This is a genomic window from Pseudomonas sp. PME37.24/025, from assembly GCF_055556615.1.
The window spans coordinates 105,905-115,790 of record NZ_JBVHNK010000017.1 but is presented as its reverse complement, the minus strand read 5'-3'; the positions used below and the strand labels follow the sequence as shown (position 1 = coordinate 115,790).

General features: G+C 55.9%; 9 protein-coding genes and 1 pseudogene. 1 reads left to right on the top strand and 9 read right to left on the bottom strand.

Translation table 11 applies throughout. From position 1 onward, the window contains the following. Positions 1-129 precede the first annotated feature (129 nt). The 9 genes and pseudogenes from ACZ3HH_RS26460 to ACZ3HH_RS26420 form a co-directional block, all read right to left on the bottom strand. Positions 130-567 (bottom strand): Lrp/AsnC family transcriptional regulator, encoded by a 438-nt coding sequence (locus ACZ3HH_RS26460; protein WP_258622293.1) that lies wholly within the window; start codon positions 565-567, stop codon positions 130-132. Further along, positions 564-1,952: a threonine synthase gene (gene thrC / locus ACZ3HH_RS26455; RefSeq protein ID WP_465809091.1), complete on the bottom strand. Its 1,389-nt coding sequence runs from the start codon at positions 1,950-1,952 to the stop codon at positions 564-566. The genes ACZ3HH_RS26460 and thrC overlap by 4 nt, the downstream gene beginning before the upstream one ends. A gap of 13 nt (positions 1,953-1,965) precedes the next feature. Further along, on the bottom strand, positions 1,966-2,856 hold the full coding sequence (locus ACZ3HH_RS26450) for a LysR substrate-binding domain-containing protein (protein WP_465809089.1): 891 nt from the start codon (positions 2,854-2,856) through the stop codon (positions 1,966-1,968). Between the two features lie 50 nt (positions 2,857-2,906). Beyond that, positions 2,907-4,346, bottom strand: a complete 1,440-nt coding sequence (locus ACZ3HH_RS26445) for an amino acid permease (protein WP_465809087.1) — start codon at positions 4,344-4,346, stop codon at positions 2,907-2,909. A gap of 140 nt (positions 4,347-4,486) precedes the next feature. Continuing rightward, complete coding sequence (locus tag ACZ3HH_RS26440) at positions 4,487-5,755, bottom strand: cystathionine gamma-synthase family protein (protein WP_465809085.1); 1,269 nt, start codon at positions 5,753-5,755, stop codon at positions 4,487-4,489. A gap of 264 nt (positions 5,756-6,019) precedes the next feature. Further along, the gene (locus ACZ3HH_RS26435) at positions 6,020-6,907 is read right to left on the bottom strand and encodes a DUF2950 domain-containing protein (RefSeq protein WP_465809083.1); all 888 of its coding nucleotides are present in this window, start codon (positions 6,905-6,907) and stop codon (positions 6,020-6,022) included. Positions 6,908-6,933: 26 nt separating this feature from the next. Further along, positions 6,934-8,415, bottom strand: coding sequence for a DUF3300 domain-containing protein (locus ACZ3HH_RS26430; protein ID WP_465809081.1), 1,482 nt, complete (start codon positions 8,413-8,415; stop codon positions 6,934-6,936). Positions 8,416-8,443: 28 nt separating this feature from the next. Next, positions 8,444-8,509, bottom strand: a pseudogene (locus ACZ3HH_RS26425) (hypothetical protein); the annotation flags it as partial. A 24-nt stretch (positions 8,510-8,533) separates the two neighbouring features. Next, the gene (locus ACZ3HH_RS26420; protein WP_465809079.1) at positions 8,534-8,986 is read right to left on the bottom strand and encodes a hypothetical protein; all 453 of its coding nucleotides are present in this window, start codon (positions 8,984-8,986) and stop codon (positions 8,534-8,536) included. A gap of 248 nt (positions 8,987-9,234) precedes the next feature. On the opposite strand from ACZ3HH_RS26420, the gene ACZ3HH_RS26415 reads away from it, so the two are divergent. After that, positions 9,235-9,879 (top strand): MliC family protein, encoded by a 645-nt coding sequence (locus tag ACZ3HH_RS26415; RefSeq protein WP_465809077.1) that lies wholly within the window; start codon positions 9,235-9,237, stop codon positions 9,877-9,879. Positions 9,880-9,886 lie beyond the last annotated feature (7 nt).

The following is a 9,886-nucleotide window of genomic DNA, read 5'->3' as shown; positions in this document are numbered from 1 at the left end:
CTTGCCCGCGAAGAATGCACCGCGGTTTTTCAGGTACTACGCGTCATCGTTCTTCGCGGGCAAGCCACGCTCCCACAAGTTCTGCGTCTTAACTTACCGGCATTGGGCAGAAAGCCCCTTTTTTTGTGTTCAGAACACTGCAGAAAGGACGAATGAGGTGACGGTGTTTTCCACCCCAGGCATCGCCGAGATTTCCTTCCAGACGAGGTGGACGCGTTCGGGGGACGCTGCATTGACTCGAAGCATCAGATCAAACTCACCACTCAAGACTTCACACTGAACCACCTCAGGGAGCGAGCGCAGCGCGGCAAGTACCTCTTCCCCACGCATGCGGTCGTAGCGGTAGACAAAGATCACGGCACTGATCAGCGATGAAGGCCGTCGGGAATCACCGAGGCGTACCGTATAACCCTGGATGGCGCCGTCTCGCTCAAGACGCTCAATGCGCTGCCGCACAGCATTGCGAGACAAGTTGATCTTGGCGCCCAGCTCAACATGGGCGATTCGAGCATTTGCAGTGAGTTCGGCGAGGATGCGCTCATCCAGCGGATCCAGAATGCGCTTCATACGTGCCTCTGCTGCGCCAACAAGAGGGCTTGGCACAGGCCCTCCAGATCGCCTTTAGCCAAGTACGGTGGCTGAGCAGAAATGTCGGCAGTCGTTGGCACCTCTCCCCGCCAGACACCTAATTCGGACAATAGGGCCGCAGACTTGGCCGGAGCAATTTGCCCAAAGGTCACCATCGGAGCCCCCAGGCTGCGTCGATGAATTCGGCCAGCCAGCACACCGACAGCGGTATGTGGATCGATTGCAGACCCGGTTTCACGGAACAACTTGACGACTTCGTCGCGAACCTGTGATTCGTCTACCGCATAGGAATCGAATAGAACTCGGGCCCGGAGCCACTGCTGGTTGCCAATGCTTAACTCGCCGCAGTCCTCAAAATGCTCCATCAGCGCCTTCACTGAGCCCCCATCGTGCCCATACAGCTCCCAGATGAACCGTTCCAGGTTGGAGAAAAGAGAGAAATCCATCGCGGGAGATAACGTACGGTTACTCACTCGGGTCGAATAGCGATTGCGATGAATGAACTGGTGAAGTGCATCATTACTGTTCGTAGAAATGATCACCTGGTTGATGGGTAATCCCATTTTCTGGGCAAGGTAGCCGGCGTAGATCTCAGCAGAGCTGGCCGCTGGAACGCTGAAGCCTACAGGACGTGTCCCCCCGCCCAGCTGCAAGGCCGCGTGGAAATAAAAAACGATCTGTGCGAGAACACCAACCCAATTGGTGGAGTTGAAACAGACCGGTATTACCCCTTCTAACGGCCAATCACGCAAGAGCCGGGAGACCAACGTCTGGCAGTCGTCGAAATTACCGTCTACCGGGAAAAGCTGAACCCGCTCAGGGTCTGCCGCTTGCAGGGCAGAGAGTTGTTCAGCCGGTACCCCATGGCGCGGATACATAATCGCCATGCGAGTGCCCGGGCAGTTAGCGAATGCCTCAATCGCAGCCAGCCCGGTATCACCATTGGTCGCACCGACGATCAGCGCCTCGCCACCAACCTCACCCAGGAAATGCTCCACCAAACGCGATTGCAGTTGCGCAGCGAAATCTTTGGAAGAATGGGTCGGGCCATGAAACAGCTGAAGTATCCACTCGTTATGGCCAATCTGCTCAAGCGGGGTAATAGCGCGGTGATTAAAGTTCCGATAGCTGTCGCTGAGCAAGGCACGCAAAGTGCTTTCGTCCATGGAAGAGCCAACGTAGGGCGAGACTACTCGCCAGACCAGCTCATCGAATGGTAACCACGACCAACTGGTAATCTGCGCCTCAGTGAAGACAGGCAAACTTGCCGGGACATAGAGACCGCCATCTTCGGCAAGCCCCGACAGAACCACACTGTGAAAGTCCGCCCGCACTTCACCGCCGCGTGTGCTTACGTAATACATGGATGACTCCGAATTACAAAAGGCGGTGGGCTTGAGCCACCAACCATGTAGAAAAAGTCGCGGCATCAGGCGAGAGCACCTCGGCCTGCTCGCGCACTAGATAAAAGGACTCGCTGGCTTCAATTCGGTGACTGAAGGGAGCAATCAGGTGCCCACTTTTGAGCAAGTCTTCCACGACGGAAGACCGCGCCAAGGCAACGCCCTGACCCAGTTCCGCCATGCGGATTGTGGAAATCAGTGTGTCGAACTGAAGACCACGGGAATAATCGACATCGTCTGCACCAACCCGCTTCAACCAGTAACCCCAACCTTCCTCGTACCCCAATACATGCAGCAAAGAATGGTTCATCAAATCGCGAGGCTCACGTATCGGTGAACGGGTCATAAGTTCAGGCGAGCAAACGGGCTGGAGGATGTCCCACGTTAATCGCTGAGCATGCAATCCCGACCACTCTCCGCATCCCCAGCGAATCTCCAGGTCATCCTCTCCATCCGGTTCCTTCACCCAAATGTTGCTGATATATCGGATATCGATTTGCGGATACTCTCGACAAAAATCTGCGAGCCGAGGGGCCAACCAATAGTGAAGGAAGGAAAGGCTGCCACGCACCTTCACATGCCTTCGATTGCGCTGGCCAAAAATCTCGTTTGTACCCACTGCAAGGCGACTGATCGCGTCTTGAACTACCGGCAGGTACGACTGCCCTTCTTCCGTCAATCCGAGCCCTCGGGGCAGGCGCTTGAATAGCGCCACACCGAGGTGACACTCCAACTGACGGATCTGCTGGCTGACTGCACCTTGAGTCAGGTGCAGCTCCTCGGCTGCATGGGTGAAGTTCAAATACCGCGCCGACGCTTCGAATGCCCTCAGCCAATTCAGGGGCGGTAGTGATTTTTGACTCATCGGCGCAACCTCATCGGGAATTATCTCTGCTCAATCATTGCCTGAGCTATTCACGCTGCGCCAGCGGAATGATGGACAGCCGCCGCCAATGCCAACCGCTCTTCCCGCTTCTTGCGAGTGATCCAATAAACAAAGTAGCACCACGCGATAAACGGAAGACCGAAGTAAAGCGCCACTCTCTGCTCAGGATCAAAAGCAATACCGACACAGGCCAGCAAGCAACACAACAGCGCACCAATGGGAACCCAAGGGTAGCCGCGCACCCGGAAATGCAGATCTTCAACTCGCCCGCCATTGGCCACGTATTGGCGTCGGAAGGCGATTTGGCTCGCGGCGATGCTCATCCATACGACCACGACTGCAAGACCCGAAATCGACACCAGGGCCAAGTAAACCGTGTCAGGGGCAAGCACACTGCTTAGCAGAGATGCCACAGCACCCGCCATACTCAAAACAATCGCGTTAACCGGTGTGCCCCGGCGCGAGAGCCTGGCGTAGCGCTTGGGCATGTGCCCTTGATCACTCAACGTCCAAAGCATGCGCGAAGCTGCATACAGCCCCGAGTTAGCGGCGGAAATCAAGGCGGTGAGAATGACGAAGTTCATAATGTCCGCTGAGTATGGGATGCCAATCAGCTCGAACACCATCACGAACGGACTTTCAACGATTCCCGCCTGTTCGCGGGGCAGCAAGGTCGCCAGTACGAAAATCGTACCCACGAAGAACAGCGCCAAACGGACTACTGTCGTGCGGATTGCCTTGGGAACGCTTGTCTGAGGATCTTGCGCTTCACCGGCGGCAATCCCGATAAGCTCAGTCCCGGAAAATGCGAAAGAGACAGCTAGAAGTGTCATCGCAATGGGTAAGAAACCCGTCGGGAAAAGCCCTTCACGGGTAAAATTTGAGAGCCCGACACCCTGCAAGTGCTGTACTTGGAAGAGACCGAAAATAGCCGCACCACCAATGACAATAAAAGTAATAACGGTCAGTACTTTGATAAGCGAAAGCCAGAACTCTGTTTCCGCAAACAAACGAACAGATGCAACGTTGCTTAAAAAGACCGCCATGGCAAAAAGCGCGCTCCAGATCCAGACCGGTGTATCAGGGAACCACCGAACCATCAGGATACCCGCAGCCGTAAACTCAGAGCCAATAGCGACCGCCCAAGTGAGCCAGTACAACCACGCCACGGTATAGCCCGTGCCTGGGCCCAGGTATCGAGTTGCGTAGCTACTGAAAGATCCGGTTTCCGGCATCTGTACCGCCAACTCACCGAGACAGACCATCACCAGATACACCATCACCGCACCGATGATGTAGGTAATCACTGCGCCGAGCGGCCCTGCCTGATTAACGGTGTAACCGGAAGTAAGGAATAATCCCGTGCCGATAACACCGCCCAACGCCAACATCACAATGTGGCGGGTTTGCATTTCTTTCTTGAAGTTTGATTCTGGATCGGGCTGATCATTTTTTACTTGAGTGGTCATCGCTATATTCTCATGAAATGTTCGGACAAATTTCCTTGTCACTGGCTATTAGGCAGCACAATTAAGTTGTCGCTAGTTGTTATTGTTTTTACTATTCATGAAGAACTGTCCGACCCTGAAGTCGGCAGTCTTATCCGAGTTCAGGTTCCCACCTCAGTGAAACGCTCGGTGTTATCAGCGTGGTGACGTGCATGATTGTGTTTACTGCGAACTAACGTGAATGCTTGTTTAAGATCAGCCAATAAATCGGCCGTCTCTTCAATACCCACGGAGACCCTGACCAAGCCCTCGGAAATTCCAAGTGCTTCGCGTTCCTCCAAGGTGTTTTCCACGTGGCTGGTTGTCCGTGCCGGCCCGTAGATGGTTTCCACCGCGCCTAAGTTACCCGCCCGATGTGCATACTTAAGCAGCGGTAGCAAACGGGTCACCGTGTCCATGCCTCCCACCAGCACGAAGCTGATGATTGCGCCGAATCCGCGCATCTGCGAGCGAGCAATGACATGACTTCGATGTTGAGGTAGTCCCGGATAGTTCACAGACTCCACCAGTGGCTCGGTGCAGAGATACTCGGCCAGCACTTGCGCGCTCGCCTGTTGCTGGCGCAAACGCAAAGCAAGAGTCTTGATACCGCGGATGATGAGATAAGCCGAGAAAGGATCCAGCGAGGCCCCATTGATCTCACGGTAATGGCGAACTTGAGACATCAGATGTTCGGTGCCGCAGACCACACCGCCAAGCACATCGCCATGACCGGATAGAAACTTGGTAGCACTGTGCACGACTACATCAACCCCGAGTGCAAGGGGGTTCTGATTCAAAGGCGTCGCGAACGTATTGTCTGCTATGACCAAAGCCCCGACACGCTTCGCCGCCGCCACGAGACGTCGAATATCCAGGACTTTCAGTGTTGGGTTCGTCGGGGTTTCCAGATAGAGAACATTGCAGCCTTTAGCGATCTCATGCTCAATAGCCTCGGTGTCGAGGGTATCGCAAAGCGTGACCTCGACGCCCATGCGAGGGAGAAACTCTTCAAAGATCTTGTTTGTGCCACCGTAGCTGTCGCGGGTAGAAACCACACGTTGACCACAGGACAGGAAGGTATGCAACACACCACTGATTGCAGCCATCCCGGTACTAAAAGCGACAGCTGATTCTGCGCTTTCAAGCTCGCAGAGTTTGTGTTCCAGGACAGAGACAGTCGGGTTGCTCATGCGGCTGTAAATGAAACCAGGTTCTTTACCCAACGCCACGTCATACCATTCATCGATGTCCTGGTAACCGTAGGCGGCGCTGACGACGATGGGAGTCTGGGTAGCGTTGTAGGGATGCTGAACTTGCTCCCCTCCCCAAACCACTCGTGTCCCCATACCAGCACCCTGGCTTTGGTCGGGCTTTAGCTTGTCATCCATAAATTTATCTCGCATCGATGAAACACAAATGTGTTCCGATTGGGCTTGCGATGACTATATGGAAGGCTTGATCCCGTGAAAAATCATGTTATCTGGGGCTAAGGGGTTCTTTTTTTAATGGATGAACGATATGAAAGGGCCGCGACAGCACCGATAACCCACTTCTGTACGCACCTCCCCCATGGGTGATCAAGTGCTGCGAAACAGCAAACGAATCATCAGTGCATCGTCCGCGTAAAAAAGGTTGAGGAGGCGCAGGTAGATCTACTCTTGACCCTCCGTAACCACCTTCCAACTGTCATCTGGATCAAAGCGCTTCATCGACTGCGCCAACTTGTCACCACCGGGGCCCAAGTCTTTCTCGAACACCTGTCCTTCATGACTGATCATGAAACTCATCACCCCGCTGTCATCGTATTTCGCCGGCCAGGCGATCAGTGCAAAGCCACGGCTCATCTTTTCACCGATGAGGTAGCTATAGGCGCCGCCAGGTGCCGAAGGACCTTGGCCATCAAGGATGCGGAAGTAGTAACCATGCCAGTCTTCGCCGGCAATGGTTTTACCGAACAAGGGACCCAACGGGCTGATCTGACCGCTATCGTCATCCGCCCAGTAAAGCCCGTCGTGCTTGCCGGCGGTGCTGAAGATTTTTTGCGCATAAGTGAGTGCGCCGTCACCGTCGCGATCCACTGACGCATAGTCCATCTGGACGTCATGATAAGTCAGCACTGATTGCAACGCGGCGAGTTCGTTGCGGCCAATTCGACGTGCACGGACTTCGGCGCTACCGGCGTCGATGTCGAAGCGCCAACCGTTCGCGGCTTTTATCATGGGGATAGGCAGTGTCCAGTGGTCACGGCCGACCGACAGGACCGCCTTGCGATCGCTGGTTTTTTCAATGCTGTGTTGCTCGTGGTATTGCTTCAAAAACGCATCCACATCTTTGCGCTCCACGCCTTCGCGTGGGATGAAACTGCGCCATTCATTACCCAGCAGTTCTGTCAGGCGTGCCTGATCGGCGTGTTGCGTACCCAGTGCTTCGACGAACGTTTGAGCGGCCTCTTCTGGCGTTGGAAATGCCTGCTGTGCCGTAACAATGCACGACCACGCCAGGCCGGCAGTTATCGCCAAGGTATGAGGGAGCATGCCCATGAGAGCCTTCAATCGAGGATTGTTTTTCAACGACGGCCCCCCCTTTGACGCGCGGGTGGACTGGCGGGGCGACTGATCTGATGGCCGGCTGAACGCGAGGCACCGGGACGCTGGGCGGATGCCACACTGGCCTGGCCACGACTGGCCTGTGCGTTAGCCTGGGACGGTGAGCGCGCACCGGCGAATGCATTGTTGCGGGCACTGCCCGCACTACTCGTACTGGCCGGCGGCCGTTTTTGCGCAGCCTGGCGCCCTTGCGAATCGCCCTGCCCGCGCTGATTTACCTGAGCGGTCTGTTTCCTGGGTTGCTGACTCTCCCGAGTGTTTCTGGCAGTGTCCTGGCTTCTGTCAGACGACTTTGGTCTGTCTGTACCTGCTTGCATCCGATTGCTGGCCGAGCTTGCGGACTGGGCTGCGCGCGCTCGATCACGGGCTTCACGGTTGCTGGTGGCAGGTCGTTCGATACCGTGCTTGTCCATTGAGCTGCGGGCTTTTTCGCGAGACTGGGCTCGCTGAGCATCGTCCCCTCGATAAGCCTCACGCTGATTGGCACCGCCCAGTTGTCGGCCATACTGTTCGCGGCTCTTGGTGTCTCGATAGGGAACGCCATCGCGGTGAACGGCGTTGTGCTGCCACTTGTTCTGGTTATTGCTGATCTGGTTGTTGCGATTGATGTTGTTGTAGCGATCGACGTCGATGTCTATGTCGTTATTGTCCCAGTCACATTCACCCCACAACGAGCCGATGATCGCCACACCGGTACCAAACGCCAGCCCAGCCATCAACGCAGAACCGGGGTAATAGGCTGGCGGCGGTGGATAGTAAGCGGGAGGCGACGCTGGATAGGGCCAGGTGCCGTAGGTTGTTGTCGGGTTATAACTGGGGACGTACACCACCTGCGGATCGGAGGGCTGAATGATGATGGTGGAAGTGCTGCTGGCCGGAGCCGGAGCCGAAGCTGCCGGTGCCGGTGCCGGTGCCGCGACAGCCTGAACCGTCACGTTTTGATATTGGTTGCTCTGCAGGTTGCCTGCTGCTTGCGCCTGATGACGCAAGCGTTGCACGCCCCCCATGACATCGTCGGGCTGCGCCAGGAAGGCATCACCCAGGCGTTGTACCCAGACGGGATCCTGCCCCAGCGTTACCAGCACCTGCGGGAAAGCGACCAGCGCTTGCACGCTCGGATCCCAGGGCTGGCTTGCCACTTGTTTGACCGCATCATCGCCCTTGGCTTCCGGATGTGCTTTAGACCAGGTTACCGCCTCGGCGATTTCCCCGGGGTACGTGGTGGCCATCAACACCTGTGCCAGCAGTGGGTCCGGGTAAAGCGCAATGGGAGCCAGCATTTGATCCAGCTGTTCCTGGGTAAACACGGCATCTTTGGCCGCCGCCGTGACGGGCGCTGTATCGGCAGCGTTTGCGGTCGCGGTCGCATTCGGCTGCGCCAGGCAGGAAGATCCGCTCAAAAAAAATACAGCTGACACCGCGTAAAGCAATGGAATGCGCATTGCACCCCCTATGTGGTCAGGCAGGCTTGAGCGCCTTGATCGTTCCGCCCTTCCCTGCACCGTCGCGCCCGTCAAAGACGATGCAGATTTTCATGCAATTACCCTTTGTTGTTCAGGTTCAAGGGGTTATCTGGTAGCCCCGTTGCTGCATGCAACTGTTGTAGGCGGAAGCAGTAGCCGCCGGTTCTGCCCGGCGATCCTGACGACGATCCTGACGTTGCCGGGATCCACCTACAACCGCACCTGCCACAGCAGCATCCTTGGCCTTGTTCTGTCGATATTCCTGTTTAACGTCGTCGTCTACCTTGTCATAAACCTCGTCATACTGACGACCGCGCGCTCCGGCAACCGCCGCACCTGCTACTGCGCCAGAAGCGGCACCACGGGCACGTCCACCCGATTGAGGCGTTGTGCTGCTTGCTGCGTTGCCGGCTTGAGCCTGGCATGAGCTGATGTCCTGCTGAATCATTTCGGAGGACTGCCCTTTGAGCGGCGTTACGGTCTCGGCTGAAGCGCAAAGGCAGAATAGCGAGACAATCGTAGCCAGACCGGGGGGGATGAATTTCTTCATAAAGCCTCCACTGCTATCAGTGTGCTTTGGATCTTTGAGTCTAGCTCAGCGTCTGGCCACTAGCCCTGGAACAAAGTTCTTATGATGCAACCTCTAATTCCTTTTGTACTGCTACTCCCTCGAACTCGAACTCGAACTCGAACTGGTGCGGCAAGTTTTAAGCACTGACTTACACTGCGATACACCCAATGCGAACAAATGACTGTTCAACGGATCGATAGATCCCACAGCAATCCGGGTATCAGGTAATGAATCAGCCCAACATGAAAACGCTCACCCGTCTGCTCGCTGCCAGCGTTTGCGCGGCGACGGGCACCTGTGCCAATGCTTCGCAGACCAGCTTCGACTGCGCCACGGCAAGGGCCCCCGTCGAAAAGCTTATCTGTCGCGATCCACAACTAACGCAGATGGATATCGAACTGACGCGTCTTTATCGCCTGGCGCTCACGGATGATCATTCAGTGCCGCCTCCAGACAAAGTCATGATCGACCAGCAGTTCTGGATCGACGCTCGCAATCAGTGTGCTTCCGAGCCTGCGCCCAAGGCGTGCGCGATCCGAAGTTATGCCGAGCGCGCGCATCAGCTACGCCAAGGCTCGGCAATTGCGAGAACCAAAGATCCAGACAGACTCACCGAAGGCCCCCTGGCTTTTCGGTGTACAGGGTTAAACGCATTGATTGCCGCCACTTTCTTTAACACGCAGCCGGGTGTCGTGTACCTGAAATGGGCGAACACCTCGATCACCCTGAACCAAGTGCCGAGTGATTCGGGAACCCAATACACCGGCAAGGATTACCAAGGGAGCTACAGCTTCTGGCAAGACGGCAACGTGGTGCTTTTCCAGAAGCCAGGCTCTGGGGAAATGAGTTGTACGGCCGAGCCGATCGGCTGATACCGTC

Coding starts and splice junctions, on each gene's coding strand:
- ACZ3HH_RS26460 (WP_258622293.1), bottom strand. CDS start 567: ATGAAGCGCATTCTGGATCCGCTGGATGAGCGCATCCTCGCCGAACTC.
- thrC (WP_465809091.1), bottom strand. CDS start 1,952: ATGTATTACGTAAGCACACGCGGCGGTGAAGTGCGGGCGGACTTTCAC.
- ACZ3HH_RS26450 (WP_465809089.1), bottom strand. CDS start 2,856: ATGAGTCAAAAATCACTACCGCCCCTGAATTGGCTGAGGGCATTCGAA.
- ACZ3HH_RS26445 (WP_465809087.1), bottom strand. CDS start 4,346: ATGACCACTCAAGTAAAAAATGATCAGCCCGATCCAGAATCAAACTTC.
- ACZ3HH_RS26440 (WP_465809085.1), bottom strand. CDS start 5,755: ATGGATGACAAGCTAAAGCCCGACCAAAGCCAGGGTGCTGGTATGGGG.
- ACZ3HH_RS26435 (WP_465809083.1), bottom strand. CDS start 6,907: ATGGGCATGCTCCCTCATACCTTGGCGATAACTGCCGGCCTGGCGTGG.
- ACZ3HH_RS26430 (WP_465809081.1), bottom strand. CDS start 8,415: ATGCGCATTCCATTGCTTTACGCGGTGTCAGCTGTATTTTTTTTGAGC.
- ACZ3HH_RS26420 (WP_465809079.1), bottom strand. CDS start 8,986: ATGAAGAAATTCATCCCCCCCGGTCTGGCTACGATTGTCTCGCTATTC.
- ACZ3HH_RS26415 (WP_465809077.1), top strand. CDS start 9,235: ATGAATCAGCCCAACATGAAAACGCTCACCCGTCTGCTCGCTGCCAGC.